The sequence below is a fragment of the Gilliamella sp. CG16 genome, from assembly GCF_046635785.1.
GTDB lineage: Bacteria > Pseudomonadota > Gammaproteobacteria > Enterobacterales > Orbaceae > Gilliamella > Gilliamella apicola_I.
In genome coordinates this window covers 19283-40065 of record NZ_JBIDFL010000009.1, presented here as the reverse complement: position 1 = coordinate 40065, position 20783 = coordinate 19283, and the positions used below count along the sequence as shown (strand labels likewise).

Below are 20783 nucleotides of genomic sequence, written 5' to 3'. Positions count from 1 at the left end.
ACATTTATCCTTTGTGACCTTAAATGATGTCGCAAAATTGATTGCGAAAATTATTGCTTAGTCAAATTTTTATAAAGATGTTTGAGGGCCATAATAGGATGATAAATCATCATTCTTGGGCCTGAGAAACGCATCACTTGCTTTATTTTTTGTTTATAATCTTTACGATAACAATGTTTTGGACAACGTTCACAGGTTGTTTTATCCTCACCAAATCGGCATAAGGTTAAGCGTTGCATTGCATATTTTAATAAATCATTACACTCATCACATAGCTGATTGTTAGGAACATGATGCTGTTTGTGACAATAAAGATAAATCATTGTGCTAACGGTGGCTTTTTCTTGTTGTATGTTAGGGCCTGTATTATTTGCTACCATAATTCAATACGTCTAAATCGAGAAAGTGTTAAAATTAAAAAAAATAGATGAATATGATCACAAGGAACAATAAAAATGGCAAGAATTATCAATAAAGATACGATTGTTTGTATGTCATTGGCTGCCAGACCAAGCAATTTTGGAACTCGATTTCATAACTTTTTATATGAGAAACTCGATCTCAATTATCTTTATAAAGCTTTTACGACTAATAATTTAAAAGATGCAATATATGGCATTAAAGCGTTAGCAATTCGTGGCTGCGCCATTTCTATGCCTTATAAAGAAACCTGCATTGAATTTCTTGATGAACTCGATGAATCCGTTAAATCTATCCATTCAGTTAACACTATTGTGAATACTGACTATCATTTGAAAGGCTATAACACAGACTATATCGCTGTTGCAAAACTGATTGCTTTACATCACATTGATAACACGACCCCATTTGTATTAAAAGGCAGTGGTGGTATGGCTAATGCCGTGATTGGCGCCTTTTTCGATGCAGGTTTTACCCATGGAATTATTGCTGCACGTAATCAAGAAAAGGGAGAAGCGTTAGCACAACGATACAATTATCGTTGGGTAAAAGATGAAATTGAAATTTCACCCGAACAAGCAAAATTGATAATTAATGTCACGCCTATCGGGATGCAGGGCGGAAATGAGGAAAAACATTTAGCTTTTCCAGACAGCATGATTAACCATGCCGATATTGTTTTTGATGTGGTTGCCATGCCGGTTGAAACACCTTTGATGAGTTATGCCAATCGATTAAACAAAATAAGGATTTCAGGCGCAGATGTTGCAGTTTTACAAGCCCTTGAACAGTTTTACTTATATACGGGAGTAAGACCGAGTGAAGAACTGGTTAAGCAAGCTGCCGACTTTGCCAGACAAGCTTAACGTTTAATTCATCCACCAATTTAATTGGGTGGATGAATTAATTAACTTTATAGCACTTTATTGCATAGCTTGATGCAATTTATGATACACAGCTAATAATTTTTGATGCATGGCAAATTGTTCAACATCATCATCAACTGATTTAGCGGTCACTAAAGCGTCTTTTAGACCGTAAAATGTTTTTTCGCCAAGGGCATATTGCCACATTTTATCAACACAAGCTTGACCATACATTTTATTAAAGGCCTTTTGATAATCACGGAATTGGCTTGCATCACGTTGAAGAATAAAATTCACCAACGTTTGTAAACAACGATAATCATGATTTCTTTCAGCTGACAAAATAGATTCATTCATTTCTATCGTCCAATCAATCCATAGTTTAGCCTGTTCCAAATCCTGAGCGGCTAATGCAAGCATTGCTTTTAGCTCACCAACTCGTAATGTTAACCAAGCGTTATCTTTGCCTGTAGCGATACCAAGCAGTTCACGAATTCGTGCAAAATCATCTAATCCTTCTTCATCCAATTGTTCAATAATGGCAAGATATTGTTCAGCAGAATAGTTTTTTACTGGTAGTGATAAAATAAGATCACGAAGATGTATCGCCATGTTGTTATTGGCAATTAAAAGATCTTCAGGCGGATAAATTTCGGACATACCGACCGCCAATATACGGCAAGCATATACCCCTAAGTGCTCATAGTCCATAATTAATACTTCGGTATTTTGTTCATGGAAAATTGCCATAAGATTATTAAATTCTTGTTCGGTTGTTCCCGAAAAATCCCAATCTACAAATTCAAAATCGGCTTGTTGTTTAAATAAATCCCATGATATTAAACCACTTGAATCAATAAAATGGGTTTCTAAGTTACTTAAATCCGCAATTTCATCATTATCAAAACTTGGTGGTGAGAAAACATCAAGATCTTTTAAACTTCTGCCTTGTAATAGTTCGGTCACCGTTCTTTCTAGTGCAACACCAAAATTAGGGTGAGCACCAAAAGAAGCATAACAAGTGCCATTGTGAGGATTAAACAACACCACACAAATCACAGGATATTTACCGCCGAGAGACGCATCAAAACAATAAAGTGGAAATCCTTCATTTTCAAGTGATTCAATTGATGCTAACACACTTGGGTAGCGATCAATCACTTCTTTTGGAATCGTCGGTAAACTGATTGCTTCAGCAATAATTTTATTTTTAACGTAGCGTTCAAAAATTTCAGATAAACCTTGCACTCTGGCTTCATTACGTGTATTACCGGCAGACATACCATTTGAAGCATATAAATTAGCAATTAAGTTTACTGGAACATAAACAATTGTTTGATCTGTTTGAGAAACAAATGGTAAAGCACAAATACCACGTTCACGATTACTCGACTGTAAATCGATGAGATCGGTTGCGTTTAATTCTTGTTCTGGATCATAAAATTGTAATAATTTTTCCGATAACAGGCCTTCTGGCAAAGTATTATCCTCAGGCACTGCAAACCATTTTTCTGTTGGATAGTGAACAAAATTAGCCGTTGCTGCTTGTTTTCCCAAATAAAAATCGGAAAAGAAATAATTAGTTGATAACCGTTCAAAATATTCACCTAAAGCCGATGCAAGTGCGGCTTTTTTACTTGCGCCTTTACCATTAGCAAAGCATAAAGGACATTGGGTATTTTGTATATGAACTGACCAAACATTAGCAACGGGATTAAGCCAAGACGCCTCTTTAACGTCTAATTGATATTTAGCTAATTGTTGATGGAAATAGTGGATTGAATCTTCAAGGGCGGCATCTTTGCCAGTAATATAAGTTTTCATAAATATTTAATCTTTAATTGCATTGATTTCCTCTAAAAAATGTACTCTAATATACAACGATTATTTTAGATAATCATCCTATAGTTTAGCTTTTTATATGCTTTAATAACCTAAATTTATGTGAAACTACATTGGGGAAAGATATGAAAGATTTTAAACCTATAGATTTACTTTTCTTTAATCGTTTAATCATGCCAAGTATATTAACCATTCTGTACTGGTTATCGTTAGCTTGCGTCGTTCTGAGTTGTTTATTCAATATATTCCAAGGTAATTTTTTTTATGGATTGTTCTGTTTAATTAGCGGGGCTATTGTTACACGTATTGGCTTCGAATTAATCTGTGTGACTTTTAGCATCAATAGAAATCTAGAAAAACTCGTTGCAATGCAATCTGAAAACACCAATAAACTCACTAATTCAGATAATTAAACATGCTCTTTTCTAAACCAACTAAATATATCCAACACTAACTGTTGGATATATTTAAAGCCCATCGAGGATTTACCTCAATAGCCAGTTCATTACCTTCTTTAGATTGCAAATGAATCATACCAGCATAAGCTATCATCGCACCATTATCGGTACAAAACGCAACTCTAGGGTAAAAAACTTGTCCTTTTCGCTGTTGCATTAATTGTGTTAATTTGTCACGCAAAGGCTTATTGGCACTCACACCACCAGCAATGACTAAACGGTTAAATCCCGTATGATCAAGTGCTCGTCGGGATTTAATGACCAAAGTATCGACTAACGCATCTTCGAAAGCACGGGCAATATCGGCTTTGGTTTGTTCATCAATCGCATTATCTTGACTATGCTGATGAATGGTATTGGCTGTGGCTGTTTTAAGACCAGAAAAACTAAAATCAAAACCTGGTCTATCTGTCATCGGTCGAGGAAAATGGAATCGAGAAGATAAGCCTTGCTCAGCTAATTTTGATAATTTCGCTCCTCCAGGATAATCAATCCCTAGCAATTTAGCAGTTTTATCAAATGCTTCACCTGCTGCATCATCAATGGATTCGCCAAGTAGCTGATATTCCCCTACTCCAGTCACACTGAAAAGTTGAGTGTGTCCCCCTGAAACTAATAAAGCCACAAAAGGAAACGCTGGCGGATTATCTTCAAGCATAGGAGCAAGTAAATGACCTTCCATATGATTGACGGCAATCGCAGGCACATTCCACGCATAAGCGAGTGATCGCCCTATCGAGGCTCCCACCATTAATGCTCCAATTAATCCGGGCCCAGCCGTATAAGCCACACCATCAATATCGCGCGAAGTTAAATTAGCTTCTTTTAAGGCCGCTTGAATCAGTGGTACGGTTTTACGAATGTGATCACGTGATGCAAGTTCCGGTACCACTCCACCATAATCAGCATGTAACTTGACTTGTGAATAAAGTTGATTGGCAAGCAATCCATGTTGATCATCATAAATCGCCACCCCTGTTTCATCGCAAGATGTTTCAATACCCAAAATTTTCATTACTGATTACCTGAAGAGTTGAATTTATCATCTTCGCTCCAATGATCTTGTTCGCTTATCTCTTTATCAGCGATACGGTGTTCTTCCGTTGCCCAGTCACCGAGATCAATAAGTTGGCAACGTTTACTACAAAAAGGTCGATAAGGACTAACGTCTGACCATTCGACTTGTTTTTGACAAGTCGGACAATTTACAAAAGTGTGTGTTTGATTACTCATTTCAGTTTCTTCAAAATAGACTTTACCATAACTAACAACAAGCTAGTTCAAATTCAATCGAATCATGTGTTGTGTTTTCGCAAGTTTCAAGGGGTAAAAAACGGATACTATACCGTAACATATGCCCCGATACTTGAGGATAAACATTTTTATCTAATGAAACACGAACACGAATTAAGTTAATTTCTCCGTTAGTTTCTTGAAAAAAATTGTTACTACAATGATATTTTTTAAACTCGCCCAGCTGTCTTATAAGTTGCATACAAGAAGATAATGCCTCATCTAATAAAGACAACTGTTGCAGCCAATTTCTTACCTGAAGGTTTCGTGTTTCTTGAGACAGTTTCAACCATAAATAAAAGAAAGGCAGATCAAAACTACAACACCCACCCGGAATGGTTAAACGTTGCCTTATTGACGTAATAAAACGGTCGTCTTTTAATGACTGCCCTAAACGAGCGGTTGCATTAAATTTGACTAAAAACGAATCGAATCGGAGGATTAAATCACTGATTAGATCCTTATCAACACCATCAATATTCATCCATGAAATCAGTTTTTGTTTTTGTGATTCAATTTCTTTAATGAGTTCCCCTCTGACATCACTACGCTCTATTATCTCAAGAAGTTCAGATAAGGCATGGAAAAAGAGCAGCGCATTATTTTCATTCAAATGACAATGCGTATTAATTTGTTTTAATAAAAATTCTAATCGTAACCAAGTACGCATTTTTTCATTTAAAGGATGTTCAAAAATAATATTATTCATACTTATCCATTCTTAATTTTTGAATTTTTTAAATATTGTTGATGTAATTTACAAACCTGCTGTTTTAATGAATCTAAATCATCATTATTAATAATAATATCATCAGCATACGACAAACGTTTGCCAGAACAAACCTGTGAAAATATCATTTTTCGGGCTAATGACTCAACAATATGATCACGATTCATAAGACGTTCTAATTGCAATGATTCAGGTATATCTATCATTAATACGCGATCAGCAAAATGATGTAAATTATTTTCAACAAGTAATGGTACCACCCAAATGACATAATCAGCAGTTTGCTTTTCAATTTGAGCTTGGGTTTCTTGCTGTATAATCGGATGTAATAAACTGTTCAACCAAAGACGTTCATGGTCATTATTAAAAATAATTTCTCTTAATTGACGACGATCCAATTCACCGTCAGGTAAGACAATTTCTTGACTAAAATGTTTAACAATTTGAGAAAATGCTAAGGTGCCACTTTTTACAATTTGGCGAGCAATAATATCAGCATCAATAATTGGAACCCCTAAATCAGCAAATAGATGTGCAATGGTACTTTTACCGCTGGCAATTCCACCACTGAGTGCAACAACATAAGGCATGAGACAATTCCAATTAAAAAAACAATTTTGCTTAGTATATCATACTACTGGCCTTCATTATATAACCTTAATCTCTGAAACAAAACAAGGAAAACGCATCGTAAAACAGCCCAATCCAATATACAAAATTAAACGCACAATCATTTTTTATAACATTATGAATATATTTAAACTATTATCAATTATTGTTGATATACAGGTTAAAATTCAACCTCCGTTATTTTGTAACAAAAGTCAGATAACATTCACCTTAATAAACACAATTAAACCTTGTTGAGCAGAAATAAAATAAAAATCAATGAAAGAAAGGGTTGGCATTATTAACTTAGCTGTATATAATCACATATATCTGTATAAATAAACAGGAAAATCGAATGAGACCATTAACTGAACGCCAACAGCAAATTTATGATTTAATCAAAGATAATATTCAGACTACCGGAATGCCACCAACACGAGCAGAAATAGCTAAAATATTAGGTTTTCGTTCAGCTAATGCAGCAGAAGAGCATTTAAAAGCTTTAGCCAAAAAAGGTGCTATTGAAATGATTGCCGGCTCATCAAGAGGTATCCGCCTGTTACTTGAAAATCATGAAAAAAATGAAGCGGAAGGTCTACCGCTTATTGGTCAAGTAGCAGCTGGTTCACCGATTCTTGCTCAAGAACATATTGAAAGTTATTATCAAGTGGATCCCAATTTATTTAAACCCAATGCCGATTTTTTATTACGTGTACAGGGAATGTCAATGAAAGATATCGGTATATTGGATGGTGACCTACTGGCGGTGCATAAAACTCAGGATGTTAAAAATGGACAAGTTATTGTGGCACGCATTGAAGATGAAGTGACAGTTAAACGCTTATCTCGTCAAGGTCGATATGTACATTTGATTGCCGAAAATAGTGAATTTTCTCCGATTTTGGTTGATCTTGAACAACAAAATTTTGCTATTGAAGGCATAGCTGTGGGTATCATTCGCAATGGATCATGGTTGTAACTTAGTATAAAATAGTCACAAATTATAGCTAATTCAGGAGAAAATGGTATGTGGCTATTTTGGTTATTTGAAGCGTTAGGATTTGTTGCCGTTATTATCCTCATTTTTGTTTATTGCCGTTTTCGTAAACAAGGATTTTGGTCGTTTCTTTGGCGGCGTTTAAAATGGGTGGCTATTGCTATTCTTGTGGTTTGGCTTGCTATTGCAATATTGTGTCGAAATCACTTATTTAGTGCGGTTCACTGCTATTTTCGTGGTGAAAGTATGCATGCCAACACCAAATACTCAATCTATTTAAGTGAATGCCAAGTTGAAACGCCAAGTGGTAGTTACGTGCCAATCGAACGATCCCGAGCGATACCGGGTTCAAATGACCACCATAATGAAGATAATACTATTGATTATTACCATTAATATTCAATTTAACTAAAAATTCAGATAAAAAAATAAGGTAATTTCGGTGAAAATTACCCTATTTTTATTTCAGTTATGTGATTTTACATTCTGTTTTAACAAACCTTATTAACATCAAAATTATTTAGTCATTTCACTTAACAAAGAATGTTGTAAACTTGAAGCATTGTCAAAATCCGTCAACTCATTACCATTAATAGCTTGTGGTACTTTGGAACCTTCTAATGGTTTACCCAGTACCTGCGACGCTAGTACTAAACCTTTATGCTCCATAACAGAATGGGTATAAAAGTTAATCAAATCTTGTTGGGTAATTTTTTTCAATTGATTGATTTTTTTCTCACGTGAATCAAATTTAAAGCGTGATAAACGATAATCTGACAGATAAAGATTTAATTCTTCCTCTAGCGTTTGTGGCGGCATTGTCAATTCATTGAGCACGCCTTTTTTATATTGCTCAACATCTTGATCGGATAATTCTTTCAATTTACTTAACATGCTAGGATAAAAATCTTGATAGCGTTTAAGTAAATAATCAGGATCATACTGATTACTTTGAATTAAAAATCCTAATCCTGACGATTCACCTATGGTAAACGGAATGGTAAACACGGCATAACCAAGCTGCTCGTTACTGCGCAATTGCTCATAAAAAGAAGGTTCAATCATTTTGGTCAGCGTATAACTTAAAACTTGTCCCTCGATTTCACTATAATTCGCTGGAATATATCCAATCATTAAAGCATTGTCGCTCGAAGTTGCATGTTGCGTAATTTTTGCTGTCTGTGTCGATGTTATTTTTATCGTTGGTTTTGGTTCAAACTCGATATTCGCATCCAACGTTTTTTGTATTTCCTGATAAAGTTTGAGTGAATTATCGTTCGATATATTCCCTAAACTGATCATATAAGGAACGGATTTTGACAATAACTTATCACGATAAGCCAATACATCATTCACACTGATATCCGCTGTTATTCGGCGTTTATCACTGCGTTCGAAGTAAGGAATATAAGATAAAGCTTTAATTGGTTGCATCGATAATAAATAGCTATTAGCATGATCGGCGGCATCAAGTTTTTGAAGATACCAGGATTTCGCTAATGCTAAACTTTGCTCATCAATATTAACATTTTGATAGCTATTTAAGACAGCGGTTATCATATCTGGCAGATGTTGGTTAAAGCCTGTTGCAGTGATCATTAGTCCATTATCACCCGAACATGATAAAGACATACCTGCGACACCAGCCTGAAATTCTAACTGCGCTAAATTTCGACTGACAATATAGTCAAGTAAATAAAAAATGACCTGTGATTTTACATCTTTAAATGCCTCGTTATTGCGCAATGAAACCACTATGGCAGCTTTCGGATCTTGTTTAAAATATTGACTAGCTAAATGAATATGATTTCCCCGTTTGTTAAACTCAACGGCTGGTAATGGAGTTTCACTTTGCTTTACAATCGAAAAGTCATCGGGGATATAAGGATTGAGCGCTGGTAAGGTAAACGAGAAATCTTTACCTAACGCTGTCCAATTTAATTTTTCTTCTTTAGTAATGTTATCAATTTTGTAAGGCGCTTCAACAAAATAAGCGGTTTTATTGGTTGCTTGATTCGGTGAAATCGTCCATATCCGGGCATTATCGGCAGTTAAACTTTTTAGTCGGGCGATAATTGCAGACTTGTCAAAATGCGTTGCAATATAATCTGAATTAAGAACATTTTGAATTGGATATAGCAACATCTGATCCGATAACCATTCAACATAGGACATATCCCGTTCAATATCTTGATATTTAAATCCTAAATCTAAGACTTTCTTAAACTCCTCATAATAAGCTTCGGTTACACCTTCTTTTTGAATTAACTGCAAATAATTAAAAATAGCGCCAATAACTTTATCTTTCTGGCTAAGCCCTGCATCGGTTAAACTGACATTAATACTAAAAATACCACTATTGCCATATCGATTTGGTGAAATCGAGGAGGATATACTTTCGATTAATCCTTGTTTTTGAAGTTGGTCAGATAATGTATTTTGGCTACTGTTACTAATTAAATAAGTGATATATTCATCACTTTTATCGGCAAATTTAGCTAAATTGTTTTCAATGGGAAATTGCAATAACAACAACTTTTTAGGTTGTGCAGGAATCATATAAATTTGTTTACCTAACGAATCCGACGTCATTGCCTGCTTATCAATTTTTGGCGCAATAGTATGGCGATTGGGAATCTTTCCATAGGTATCTTCGGCTAATTTTGCCAATTTATTTATCGATTGATTACTGTAAATGACCCCGACCATAATATTGGCAGAATAATAATCGTGATGAAAATTGACTAAGGCATCTTGTAGTTTACTGTCTGGCTTATCACTTAATGTTTCTAAGTTACCCCCTGAAAATTGTGATGCAGGATGTTCGGGATTAATGGTTTCAGCATTAACTTGTTCAATTCTAAAACCATCATTGGATCGTGCCATAGTCAATTCGGCATTAACGGCATTGCGTTCTTTATCGGCAAATTTAGGATCTAAGATAGGCTCGGCAATGGCATCAGCTAAATAATCCAATGCTTTATCAAAAGCACTATTTTCAACTTCAAAATAAAATGCGGTACGATGTGCGGCAGTACTTGCATTATAACTGCCGGTGTGACGGCTTAAAAATTTAGAAAAACTTGCTGGTTTAGGATACTTTTTTGAGCCCATAAGTACCATGTGCTCAGTATAATGCGCTAAGCCTTGCTGTGCTTTTGGATCTTGCAATGAACCAACCGGTAGTGCTAGTGAGCCAAGCGATTTGACTGCATTGGGATCAGACACCAGTAATACCTGCATTTTGTTTGGTAACTCAATCACTTCATATTGACGTTTATCTCGTTCACTTTGTTGTACCTTTTCCAGTAATACAGGGTGAACAAGCTTATTATCAATTGCGCTAGAAGAGTTGGAAATAATGAATCCTAACGCAGTAAAAATAATCAATTTAATTTTCATCTTATTCATATAATTTTCCCATTTAAAAAACTATTATAGTCTTAATTCAACAATTAAGGGCAAAAAAACATAAATAAACAATAGCTATCAAACTAAACAAAACTACACCAAATATTTCTATTCTTTGTTATATGTATTTTATATAATCCACGCGTTTGGATAACCTAAACCATGTAATTAAAATTACATCATCCTGTGATATTACCTAAGATTTCTATTTTTTGCTGATTCAGAACAACTCATTGATTAATTTACATCATTTCAATAGTGCTTTGATTCATACACAAATAAAAATAAAAACATAGATTTTGAAATATATTGAATTAAGGTGGTTTTATGTCTTATAAGTTAGTCTTAATGCTAAGTTTTTTTGCCTACAGTTCTACTATATTAGCAAACCCAATTTATGGAAATAACGCAATCAAAGCAGAACAATTATTAAATGAAAGCATTGAAGCAAAAAAAATGCAAAATTTTAATCTCGCTGCGCAAAAATTAGAATCTGCGCTTGTACTATCACCAACTAATTCAGACATACTTGTCCAACTTGGATTTAACTATTATGCACTGAAAAACTTAGATCAAGCAAAACAAGCGTTTCAAAAGGCTTTAGTCTTAGCCCCCAATTATGTCGATGCCCAATACGGATTGGTCAGCGTTGTGTTAGCACAAAATATTGATAATCCAAGTGAAGCTGAATTACTACTCAATCACTATTTAACGCAATCACCCAATGATACCCAATTGTTAACATTAAAAAAAACAATCACTGACATCAAAAAATCGATTCATTACTGGACACTCAATGTTGCAGGTACTCATAGTCATTTAACAAAATCTTATGCTGACTGGAACGAAATGGAGTTTGCGCTATCTTACAAACTATCTAAAACAAGTACGATTACAGGTCATGTTGCTCAATCTCATCGTTTTAATATGAATGATCAAAGAATTGGTACAACATTTTGGCATACGCTAAATGATCGTGCTTACGGCTACTTATCAGGCTTTACCGCGACGTCGAAAAAATTCTTTGCACGTTATACTTTAGCAAGTGGTGCTGACTATGTATTATTATCATCAACAAATAAATATTTTAATTCCCTTCATATCACATTGGATTTAAAGTTCGACCACTACAACGACGGAAATATCAAAAGTATTACGCCAGGGATTGAGCAATACTTCTTGAATGACCGATTATCAATTGCCGGTAAGTGGTACAATACTTATGATCAGGATAATAATCATACCAACGGTTTTCTAATTAAGCTAACCGCAACACCAATCGAAAAATTGCATCTATTTATCGGTTACTCAAATGCTCAAGAAACATCAGATCGTTCTAACCGCTATAATCATTCATTAATCAAAGCGAAAGCACATTTCGTTGGGCTAACGTATGATGTTTCTGACAGATTAAGTCTTCAATTTAACTACACTGCTGAAGGTCGAAAAGACACCAACCGCAACCGTAATTTGTACAACAAGAAAACATTAGGATGTGGTATAAAATGGACATTTTAATACGGTATATGAATATTTACAATGTCAGTATGATTTTTGCTGGTCTGATAATTGTTTTTATCACGTCAATAATTTATCTTGACCGAAGATATCATCGGAAAAGATTTAATGATTTAAAACTAAAATTAATCGATTTGATTGCACAAAAAAGTAAAGTAAACGCCTTTTATGCAAGCAAAATATCGAAATATGCATTAAATTCCGTTGACTTAATTGCCGCTTTTTTTGCTGAAAAACAGTTCAATGAGCTTGAACCGGTATTACCGCTGTTTGAAAATGAAGTATTTCAAAAAAAATTGCGCACTTTATTAAAAAAAGGAACGACGAAAGAACGCATTGATGCCGCAAACATGTTGTCTTACTACCCTTCCACACAAACCTTTGCGGCGTTGAAACATGCTTGTGAAAACCATAACCAAGAAGTTGCTGTTGCAGCAGCGCTGAGTTTAGCGATCAGTAATCCTAACGTGACTCTTGCTGAACTCATAATCTTATTGTCTAATTCAATATCGCAAAATGGTCTATTTTGTTTTTTACGATTAGTTCCATCCTATAAGCTTTTAGAGTTTGAAACCGAACTAGCAAATCAACAATTTAGCAAAATTGTTGATAATCTATCTAACATCTTAACCCAAATTTCTATAAATTATATCACGCCTTACGCTATGTTAGCTAAAGAAGATAGACGCGATTATATGCGGGCGTTTTATGAATCGTTAATCGATTTACAAAATAGTTCTTCCGGTATTATTCACAGCTGTTATCTACTTAATTTTATTAATGAATTCTGCTATCAAGAAAAGATATGTAGTATTGAAGAATTGATAACAGAATATTTTGATTTTACGACTAAGCGATTTGTCCATATCCTCGATAAAAACAACAATATTTTCAAAATTAAACACGGGTAAACTTTATGAACAATGATTTATACTATGCAATCAAGCTTTGCATGGAAGTGCTGGTTATTCTCATAATGATTGTCGGACTTTTACAAGTGCTCATCTATTTTTTGCAACTTATCATTTCTGTTTATGTCCTAATTAAAGCGCGAGATAACGATAAAAAAATTCAGAATATTAAAAAGAATGAAGGTATTTTACCGGCTATCTCTATTATTATGCCTGCCTATAATGAAAGCGTTACCATTATCGATAGTATTGAATCGATGCTCGCAACGGAATACCCTAATGTTGATATTATTGTGATTAACGATGGCTCAACCGACAATACTTTTCAATTAATTTATGACCATTTTCGATTACAAGAAACCGCCCATCATTTAAATAATGTGGAACAAAATCACCTATCTCATGCCAAAATAAGAGGGGTTTATATCTCTCAAAAAGATAGCCGTCTTCGCGTGATAGATAAAGTCAATGGAGGCAAAGCCGATGCACATAATGCGGCAATCAATTTAAGTCAAGCCCCTATCGTTTGTCTCATTGATGCTGATTCCATTTTAGAACCCGATGCATTAACTAAAGCGGTTATTCCTTTTATTTACAGTCCTAAAACTATTGCCGTGGGTGGAACCGTTCGAGTTGCCAACAGTTGTTTGATTAATAAAGGGGTGGTAACAAAAATAAAACTATCAAGAAAATACATTGTTCAATTACAAGCATTGGAATATATGCGTTCATTTTTAATGGCTAAAGTGGCCTGGAATCATATTAAAATATTACCGATTATATCAGGCGCATTTGGCTTGTTCCGTCGAGATTTAGCCATAAAAATTGGTGGATTTTCGGCTGACTCGGTTGGTGAAGATTTTGACTTTACGGTAAAATTACATAAACTAATCTATGATACCAAAGCCAATTATAAAATAGAATATGTCCCAACTGCGGTATGCTGGACTCAAGTACCCGAAAAATGGAAAGTATTAAAGAATCAACGAATACGTTGGCATATCGGTGCATTGCAAACTTATTTGCATTTTCGGGAGTTTACTTTTAAGTTAAAATATAAAAGATTAAGTTTTATTCTTTTACCCTTTTCGATTTTAACCGATATTTTAGGACCGATTGCTGAATTATTAGGTTATGTATTATTACCCCTTTTTTGTTATTTTGATGTGGTCGATGGTAATTTAATTTTATCCTATTTTTTACTTGTTATTAGTTACAATATTTTAATCACCTCGACTGCCATTGCCATTGACGGCCTCTTGCTAAGAGGATTAGATAAAATCAGATATTTTGTATCACTACTTTTTATTTCGCTAATTGATAATTTTGGCTATCGACAAATCTGTTTATATTGGAAATTTAAAGGTTTCTTCCGTTTGAAAAAAGGTAAATTATCTTGGGGAAAAATGGAGAGAGTTAAATTTGATAAATAACATTAAACGACTATCAAGCAATGTACTATTTATTCTAATTACTGTCATGCCTGCGGCTTTTGCGGGTAATGTGTCGATGTTGAACAACCTTAAAAATACCGAAACGAGCCAATACGATACGGCATTACAACATGATTTGTCGAATCCTAATAGCGATTCGGTTTTAAGCGCCGTGGTAAATACAACGCAAATTATTGAGCAGGTAGCAATGAGTGATTCGGTTCCAATTATGATTGATCAAAATCAACCCTTATCACTTGATCCATCCGCTCAACCAGATAGTTCAAATGTTCCAAAACTGGACATTGAACAATCAACACATTCAAATACACTGATTGATAACTTAACTTATCCGGAAAAAAACCGCAATCTTGCTATGTGGAATTGGAAAGCAACCACATGGAATAACTCACCTAACCAATTTATCACAAAGATAAAATCAAAAGGGATCAATCAGATTTATTTACAATTATTTATTGAAAACCAGCAAATTGAATATGAAGAACAGCTAATAAATCTTTTAGACATCGCATTTCAAAATGGTATTGAGATCATTGCTGTTGAAGGAGCAGCAGAAATGATACTTGAAAGTGGTTTACAAAATGCGATTGAACGTAATCAGATAATTAAGCAATTCTGTCAGCGACGTATAAATAAACCTTGTCTTGCTGGAATTCAATATGATATAGAACCCTATTTATTAAGTGATTATGACCAAAATAAAGATCTGATTTGGCAACAATGGGCGCAAGCGATAAAAAAATTGAGTGAAAGTTGGGGAGGAAAAATTGAGATTGTAGTCCCATTTTGGTTAAAAGATATTAATCAAAGCAAGCAAATTATCCAGTATATTGAACCTTATTCCTTAAAATATATTATCATGGTTTATCGTACTGATTATGAACTGATTTATGATATCAGTGCTAAATGGTTATCATGGGGAGATGAAAATCTTCATAAAATCGTCATTGCCCTTGAAAATGGTATACTCAGTGAAGAATTCGAAAAATATTACTCCTATGACCAAACGAATAGTGAAATCGAAGAAGGGTCAAATGATGAGAATTCTGATGTTAATTCAACTGATCATATAGTGGACTTCACAGAAATTAGCTTTGAAGGTAAAGAAGATGAGCTATTTGGCATGATTAATGCCTTGACTGAAGTATTTTCAAACTGGAGTTCTTTCGATGGTTTTGCTATTAATGGGCTTGATGTTGAAGAAGATTAAATAAGAGCTAGTCACCTAGCTCTTCTTAATTGGCATTATCGGTTATACCAAAAACGGATAAATGAAGTTTACATTAATGCTCACGTGTTTTTCTAAATTCAACATCTGGATAACGTTCCTGTGTTAAATTCAAATTCACCATACTTGGTGCAATGTAAGAAAGATTATCGCCACCATCCAGCGCTAAATTTTGTTCACATTTACGTTTAAATTCTTCCAATTTTTTCACATCACTACATTCTACCCAACGGGCGGTTGTGACGTTCACCGGTTCATAAATGGCTTCTACATTGTATTCCGATTTTAAGCGCGCAACCACAACATCAAATTGCAGAACACCGACCGCTCCGACAATCAAATCATTGTTGGATAAGGGTCTAAATACCTGTACAGCCCCCTCTTCTGACAACTGCACCAATCCTTTTAATAGCTGTTTTTGTTTAAGCGGATCTTTTAATCGTATCCGTCGGAACAATTCAGGCGCAAAATTAGGGATACCAACAAATTTGAAATCTTCCCCCTGCGTAAACGTATCACCGATTTGAATCGTACCATGATTGTGCAATCCAATAATATCGCCTGCATAAGCTTCTTCGACATGTTCACGATCACCTGCCATAAATGTCAAGGCATCAGAAATATTCACATCTTTGGCAATCCTCACATGGCGTAACTTCATGCCCTTTTCATACTTCCCTGACACGATACGCATAAAAGCAACTCGGTCACGATGTTTTGGATCCATATTAGCTTGAATTTTAAAGACAAAGCCACTAAATTTTTCTTCTGAGGATTTCACTTCTCGCTTATCCGTTTGACGAGGTTGTGGCGTTGGCGCCCAAGCAGTTAAGCCATCAAGCATATGATCGACACCAAAATTACCTAACGCTGTACCAAAAAAGACAGGGGTTAAATCACCAGATAAAAAAGCATCCAAATCAAACTCATTTGATGCACCTTGAACCAGTTCCAGCTCTTCCCGCAATTGCAGAGCTAAATCCTCGCCCACCGCTGTATCTAATTCGGGGTTATTTAACCCTTTAATAATACGTACATCCTGAATAGTGTGACCTTTACCTGATTGATAAAGATAGGTTTCATCTTTTTTCAGATGATACACGCCCTTAAATAACTTACCACAACCAATCGGCCAAGTGATCGGTGCACATAGGATATTAAGCTCGTTTTCAACTTCGTCAAGCAGCTCCATTGGATCACGAATATCACGGTCTAACTTATTCATAAAAGTTAAAATTGGGGTATTACGTAACCGTGTCACTTCCATTAATTTACGAGTACGATCTTCCACCCCTTTAGCCGCATCAATGACCATTAAACAGCTATCCACTGCTGTCAATGTGCGATAGGTATCTTCCGAAAAGTCTTCATGCCCGGGGGTATCAAGTAAATTGACTAAACAATCATTATATGGAAATTGCATCACAGAAGTTGTGATAGAAATACCACGTTGTTTTTCCATCTCCATCCAGTCAGATTTTGCATGTTGCGCATTGGCTCCACGCCCTTTTACCGTTCCGGCAGTTTGAATTGCGTGACCGAATAACAAAACCTTTTCGGTAATCGTGGTTTTACCGGCATCAGGGTGCGAAATGATAGCAAAAGTGCGACGAGCATTAACTTCGTCTAAATAAGCTTGTTCTGTCATAAAATTAACGTTCATTAACCTGTACAAAAATAATCGAGCATTTTAACAGGTATCGCTATGCATTGCCATGAATGTATTACCTGTGATTTTCCTTATTTAATTATCTCTGCATAATATCTTCACTAGCCTAGCCAATTTGTACATTTACAGTATAAAATAGCGCTGAACTACGCAAAAGTTTTATCAAAACGGAACTTTCTATGAATATTCGTGATTTGAAATTATTTTTACATTTATGTGAGACGTGTCATTTTGGTATGACAGCTAATGCTATGCATGTTAGCCCATCGACTTTATCACGGCAAATCCAACGCATGGAAGACTATTTTGGTCATCCGCTTTTTATACGTGATAATCGGCAAGTTCAAATCACCCAAGTTGGCGAAAAGGTCAAACGTTTTGCACTCCAAGTTATTAGTCAACATCAGCAATTAAAACAAGAGTTAGAATTATCCAATCAACAGCTCATTGGTGAATTAAGACTTTTTTGTTCAGTGACAGCCGCTTACAGCCATTTACCTGACATTTTAGACCAGTTTCGTATACATTACCCACTGATTGAAATTAAATTATCAACTGGCGATGCGGCAGATGCCGTTGAAAAAGTCCAGTCTAACGAGGCGGATCTCGCTATCGCAGGCAAACCGAAACAATTGCCTGCTGGTGTTGAATTTTTAAAATTTGGTGAAATTGAAATGGTTTTGTTAATACCCAAACTTAATAGTACCTTTAGTGATAAACTTCATCAAAAAAAGCCCGATTGGCATAATATCCCTTTCATTTTACCTGAGCATGGCCCAAGCCGACAACGTATTGATCTTTGGTTTAAGCAACAAAAAATTACCAGCCCTAAAATTTATGCCACCGTTGCCGGACATGAAGCCATTGTCTCAATGGTGGCATTAGGCTGCGGTGTTGCCCTATTACCGAAAGTTGTGATGGAAAACAGTCCCGAAAGAATAAGAGAGCGTATTACTGAATGGTCAACCAACTTAATGAAACCTTTTGACATAGGAATGTGTGTCCAAAAAAGGCGATTATCCGAAAAAATTATCGCGGCATTTTGGAACCTATCCAATCTAAATCATACCAAAAATTAGAAAATAATTTATAATGGATTTGTCATTCAAAAACTAACATTGACAGGATTGTTAATGTTTTTGATTGCAATGAATGATACGCAACTATTTAACAGTCTGACTATCAAAAAGGAATATTTGAAATGCAATTGCACAACTTTCACGTTAAAACATTATTATCATTATTACTTTTTAGCTCCACACTTATTCCAATTTCCTTGCACGCTCAACAAGATATTCAGACCGATTCTTCTCAAAATTACTCAATCTTAGCTCCCGACTGGCTACTTACCGAAGAAGCCGTTTATTACGATGGTGACAGTGATGACCTCGTCACGGCAGGTCTAGGATTTACCACCTTATCCACGTCAATTTATACCCCACATTTCAGTGATCCGACTCAGCCAACCATTCAAGAGCTACGGCAAGCAAAACTCAATCGTTTTATCAATATCAATAATGGTGAAGGCTCCTTATTTGGATTTAGACGCCAGGAATTAAGTCCCCTTTTTGATGGCAAAATTCCGGGATTTGAAATTTTAGCAACACTAAAATTAGAACAAGAAAAGGTGGGCATGTTACTGCAAATCCCGCTTGATTTTGATAAAAATAAACCATGTATTATTGCAGTGCCTGCGACGGATTCAGACGGGTTATATAATGCCAAAGATGTGCAAATTCGGGGTTTATGGGGACTTCGGCACAATTGTGCGGTTGTTTATAATGATAAAGGTTTAGGCAATGGTATTTATGATATTGAGCATAAGCGTGGTTATGCTATAAATGGGCAAACTCAATCTACTAATTTATTGTTCGAACCCACTATTTTCAATAGAGATAGATTTATTAAAAAATATCCAAATCGCTATGCAATAAAACAACTCCATTCACGATTAAATTCTGAAGAAAGATGGGGCGAATTTGTATTAAAATCCATTGAATTTGCTTTTTATGCCCTTAATACACAATTCCCTTCTGATTCTAAGTTTCATTTTAATAAGGATAACACAATAGTTTTAGTTTATGGTGCAAGTGATGGTGGCGGTGCAGCATTAAAAGCAGGTGAACTTGATACTGACAATGTCATTAAAGGTATCGTTGCGGTTAATCCACAAATTCAACCCAATGTTGAAAATAGCACCGTTTCCATTCAATATAATAAAAGTGCTCCTCAAAAAATCGATTATAAATCAATTGCTGATTACAGTAGTTATGCGTCCCTGTATATTCCTTGTGCTATATCTGCTATTGTAGCTAAGCACAAAACGATCACTATTCCGTTTGCCGACAAATACCTTTATTCGCAAAACCGTTGTGATGCGCTAAAAAAAGAAAACTTATTAACAAAAGGTACCCCTGAAGAAGCACTTGAAAAATTACATAGCTATGGTTGGACGCCATCAATGGATATCCAACTCCCTTATTTTTATTATAAAGAAACAATTGGATTGCCTTATCAATATATCAGTGCCTATGGTCATTTTGATGTCACCGATAGAATGTGTGGTTACTCGGTCGCAAGTACGCAACAAAATCCGATAAATTATCAAGGTAAAGTTGCTAGTTTACACGAAGTGACATTTCAACAGCTATGGTCTTTTGCAACGGGTCATTTACCGATATGGTTAACGGATGATTCAACGGCTTTAGCACTGGTTAATAATGAAGATGCCTATTCACCAAGAAGCGATTTCTTTTCGGGTTCAGATAACAAAAAAGCCATTGACTATAATGCTAAGGGCGCCATATGTTTATATAAAAAATTAACGCATCCTCGTGTTAAATTTGGCATTAATCAAGTGAGTGCATCAGCAAATTTACATGGCACAAAAACCCTTATCGTTCATGCTCGTCATAACGTTAAACAGCTACCTGATTATACTGCACGTGCTTATGTCGCATTAAATAGCCAAGTAGAAGGTAACGCCTCGCAACTGCGCTATTATGAGATTGAAAACACCAGCTACTTGGATGGCACTTATCCATTTGATAATTCGCTCTTACCAATTGATTATTATGGGGAAGATGCCATGGAATGGTTATGGTTTCATTTAACGAATCATGCCTCTTTACCTGAAAGCCAAGTTGTTCGTGCAAAAGCCAGAGGTGGTAAAATAGGTTTTGCTCCACAATTGACCGAAAATACGCTTGTCCCTATTTCGCAAACACCAAACCAAAAGGATTTAATCACGACTGAAAACGGGAAAATTATATTACCCAATTAGTATCTACGGTAATTAGCAATCCGCTTAGGACACATCCAAGTTATTAATTCACATTTGTTAAGTCTAATTTTACATTAATAACAGGTAGTCCTAG

18 protein-coding genes are annotated in these 20783 nt (G+C 35.3%); 10 read left to right on the top strand and 8 right to left on the bottom strand.

Going from position 1 to position 20783, the window contains the following annotated elements; all coding sequences use genetic code 11:
- Positions 1-50: 50 nt before the first annotated feature.
- Positions 51-380 carry a nitrous oxide-stimulated promoter family protein gene (locus ACGH47_RS08940; protein WP_267352192.1) on the bottom strand — a complete coding sequence of 110 codons (330 nt, stop codon included), beginning with the start codon at positions 378-380 and terminating at the stop codon, positions 51-53.
- 84 nt (positions 381-464) lie between these two features.
- Between ACGH47_RS08940 and ACGH47_RS08935 the strand changes: the two genes are divergently transcribed.
- Positions 465-1286 carry a shikimate 5-dehydrogenase gene (locus ACGH47_RS08935; protein ID WP_411623265.1) on the top strand — a complete coding sequence of 274 codons (822 nt, stop codon included), beginning with the start codon at positions 465-467 and terminating at the stop codon, positions 1284-1286.
- Positions 1287-1343: 57 nt separating this feature from the next.
- Here the strand turns inward: ACGH47_RS08935 and ycaO are convergent, their stop codons facing one another.
- Positions 1344-3110 carry a 30S ribosomal protein S12 methylthiotransferase accessory factor YcaO gene (gene ycaO, locus ACGH47_RS08930; RefSeq protein ID WP_267352194.1) on the bottom strand — a complete coding sequence of 589 codons (1767 nt, stop codon included), beginning with the start codon at positions 3108-3110 and terminating at the stop codon, positions 1344-1346.
- 143 nt (positions 3111-3253) lie between these two features.
- On the opposite strand from ycaO, the gene ACGH47_RS08925 reads away from it, so the two are divergent.
- A complete protein-coding gene (locus ACGH47_RS08925) occupies positions 3254-3541 on the top strand; it encodes a DUF4282 domain-containing protein (protein WP_267359269.1) in 288 nt (95 codons plus the stop codon).
- A gap of 37 nt (positions 3542-3578) precedes the next feature.
- Here the strand turns inward: ACGH47_RS08925 and tsaD are convergent, their stop codons facing one another.
- The 4 genes from tsaD to coaE are packed head-to-tail and all read right to left on the bottom strand — an operon-like array spanning position 3579 to position 6199.
- Complete coding sequence (tsaD, locus tag ACGH47_RS08920) at positions 3579-4601, bottom strand: tRNA (adenosine(37)-N6)-threonylcarbamoyltransferase complex transferase subunit TsaD (RefSeq protein ID WP_267377797.1); 1023 nt, start codon at positions 4599-4601, stop codon at positions 3579-3581.
- Complete coding sequence (gene yacG, locus ACGH47_RS08915; RefSeq protein WP_267359266.1) at positions 4601-4819, bottom strand: DNA gyrase inhibitor YacG; 219 nt, start codon at positions 4817-4819, stop codon at positions 4601-4603. The genes tsaD and yacG overlap by 1 nt, the downstream gene beginning before the upstream one ends.
- A 31-nt stretch (positions 4820-4850) precedes the next feature.
- Positions 4851-5588, bottom strand: coding sequence for a cell division protein ZapD (locus tag ACGH47_RS08910; RefSeq protein ID WP_411623250.1), 738 nt, complete (start codon positions 5586-5588; stop codon positions 4851-4853).
- A 2-nt stretch (positions 5589-5590) separates the two neighbouring features.
- Positions 5591-6199 (bottom strand): dephospho-CoA kinase, encoded by a 609-nt coding sequence (gene coaE, locus ACGH47_RS08905; protein ID WP_267352197.1) that lies wholly within the window; start codon positions 6197-6199, stop codon positions 5591-5593.
- A gap of 374 nt (positions 6200-6573) precedes the next feature.
- Between coaE and lexA the strand changes: the two genes are divergently transcribed.
- Positions 6574-7197, top strand: coding sequence for a transcriptional repressor LexA (lexA, locus tag ACGH47_RS08900; protein WP_267352198.1), 624 nt, complete (start codon positions 6574-6576; stop codon positions 7195-7197).
- A 48-nt stretch (positions 7198-7245) separates the two neighbouring features.
- Entirely contained in the window at positions 7246-7611 is a 366-nt protein-coding gene (locus ACGH47_RS08895) for a hypothetical protein (RefSeq protein ID WP_267352199.1), read from the top strand.
- Between the two features lie 120 nt (positions 7612-7731).
- Here the strand turns inward: ACGH47_RS08895 and ptrA are convergent, their stop codons facing one another.
- Positions 7732-10626: a pitrilysin gene (gene ptrA, locus ACGH47_RS08890; protein WP_411623249.1), complete on the bottom strand. Its 2895-nt coding sequence runs from the start codon at positions 10624-10626 to the stop codon at positions 7732-7734.
- Between the two features lie 327 nt (positions 10627-10953).
- On the opposite strand from ptrA, the gene ACGH47_RS08885 reads away from it, so the two are divergent.
- From ACGH47_RS08885 to ACGH47_RS08870, 4 genes are read left to right on the top strand one after another with little or no spacing between them, the layout of a single operon-like run.
- Positions 10954-12144 (top strand): YaiO family outer membrane beta-barrel protein, encoded by a 1191-nt coding sequence (locus ACGH47_RS08885; RefSeq protein ID WP_267377790.1) that lies wholly within the window; start codon positions 10954-10956, stop codon positions 12142-12144.
- Positions 12132-13055, top strand: a complete 924-nt coding sequence (locus ACGH47_RS08880; RefSeq protein WP_411599225.1) for a hypothetical protein — start codon at positions 12132-12134, stop codon at positions 13053-13055. Before ACGH47_RS08885 ends, ACGH47_RS08880 begins: the two co-directional genes overlap by 13 nt.
- 5 nt (positions 13056-13060) lie before the next feature.
- Entirely contained in the window at positions 13061-14488 is a 1428-nt protein-coding gene (locus ACGH47_RS08875; RefSeq protein ID WP_267352203.1) for a glycosyltransferase family 2 protein, read from the top strand.
- Positions 14478-15719: a hypothetical protein gene (locus ACGH47_RS08870; protein WP_411623248.1), complete on the top strand. Its 1242-nt coding sequence runs from the start codon at positions 14478-14480 to the stop codon at positions 15717-15719. Before ACGH47_RS08875 ends, ACGH47_RS08870 begins: the two co-directional genes overlap by 11 nt.
- 73 nt (positions 15720-15792) lie before the next feature.
- Here the strand turns inward: ACGH47_RS08870 and prfC are convergent, their stop codons facing one another.
- Positions 15793-17385 (bottom strand): peptide chain release factor 3, encoded by a 1593-nt coding sequence (gene prfC, locus ACGH47_RS08865; RefSeq protein ID WP_267352205.1) that lies wholly within the window; start codon positions 17383-17385, stop codon positions 15793-15795.
- 200 nt (positions 17386-17585) lie between these two features.
- On the opposite strand from prfC, the gene ilvY reads away from it, so the two are divergent.
- Positions 17586-18485, top strand: coding sequence for an HTH-type transcriptional activator IlvY (gene ilvY, locus ACGH47_RS08860; RefSeq protein WP_411623247.1), 900 nt, complete (start codon positions 17586-17588; stop codon positions 18483-18485).
- Positions 18486-18607: 122 nt separating this feature from the next.
- Complete coding sequence (locus ACGH47_RS08855) at positions 18608-20689, top strand: 3-hydroxybutyrate oligomer hydrolase family protein (protein ID WP_411623246.1); 2082 nt, start codon at positions 18608-18610, stop codon at positions 20687-20689.
- The last annotated feature ends 94 nt before the right edge of the window (positions 20690-20783 follow it).